Source organism: Succinivibrio dextrinosolvens DSM 3072 (assembly GCF_900167015.1).
In the GTDB taxonomy this organism is placed as follows: Bacteria; Pseudomonadota; Gammaproteobacteria; order Enterobacterales; family Succinivibrionaceae; genus Succinivibrio; species Succinivibrio dextrinosolvens.
The window spans coordinates 1-1,197 of sequence record NZ_FUXX01000102.1; the positions used below are offsets into that span (position 1 = coordinate 1).

At 39.1% G+C, this 1,197-nt stretch carries 1 protein-coding gene; it reads left to right on the forward strand.

Features of this window, described 5'->3' with window-relative positions:
* The first annotated feature begins 204 nt into the window (after window positions 1-204).
* On the forward strand, window positions 205-1,101 hold the full coding sequence (locus B5D46_RS11990) for a putative metalloprotease CJM1_0395 family protein (RefSeq protein ID WP_078929654.1): 897 nt from the start codon (window positions 205-207) through the stop codon (window positions 1,099-1,101).
* Window positions 1,102-1,197 lie beyond the last annotated feature (96 nt).

The following is a 1,197-nucleotide window of genomic DNA, read 5'->3' on the forward strand; positions in this document are numbered from 1 at the left end:
GGTCAAATTAAAAGGTCGAACTCCTTGTGAAGTTAGGAATTCAACCTTAAAATTATCGTAAATTGTTTTTGTTCAATTTACTGGGGTCACTACATTTGAGCCCTATTTTGTGACCGCCCCTTCCTTTTTATCAATTCTCTAAAAAAATCCTCAAGTTTATAAAGTCCACTGCCGTTAACCATGTAATACGGAGAGGTGTTTTTTATGTCACTGGTTAATACCATTTATCTACATAGCATTGAGGGGGCTGAGAACAGAGTTTATCAGGCTCACAATACCGCTGTGTCTCTGGTAGGTAACCGTGAAGATGATGAAAAAAAGAAAAACACTCTTCAGGATGATGTTGTTACCCTATCAGAAAAACCTCTTGATGCATCTAACGACGATCTGTTCTCAAAGAATCGTTCTAAAGCCTTAATGGCATACAGACAGTTCTCAAACATAAGTATTGAGGATGCTGCAAAATCAGTATCACAGAGTCAGGAACTTCCAAAGGAGATGCCTGAGGATATTGATAACGAAGAAACTCAGTCAGATGAAGCAATAAAGACAGATCCAGAGAGTAAGGATGATAAAGAGAAAGATAAGAAAAAGATAGATAAGGAAAACGACAAGAAGTCAAACGGTGAAGAACTTTCTGACAAGGAACAGGCTGAGCTTGAAGAGCTTAAGAAACGAGATCAGGAAGTAAAGACACATGAAAAAGCTCATCAGAGTGCAGGAGGCCAGTACGCAAGTGCCCCTGTGTACGATTATAAGAAAGGTCCTGACGGAAAGGATTATGCTGTAGGTGGTCATGTAAATATTGATACATCAGAGGAAAGTGATCCTGATAAGACAATTCAGAAAATGAGAATTGTCATCAAAGCGGCAAAAGCTCCTGCAGAACCATCTGGTCAGGATATGAAGGTTGCAGCTGAGGCTCAGCAGACATTAAATGAAGCTCAGATGGAAAAGGCCAAGAAGCAGCAGGAAGAAATGAAGAATAAAGAGACTTCAAAGGACGAGGAAGAATCCTCAGATATAAAGGTTGAGGCTGAGGATATCAAGACAGAATCTCAGCCAGATTCAAAGCCTCGTGCAAGTTTATCCGAGAGTTAATCAAAAGAGGCTGGCTAAAAAGTATGTCAGCCTCTTTCATTTTTCAAACATAGAATTTTGTTATTTCTAGGGAATTGAAATTTTCAAATACGATTT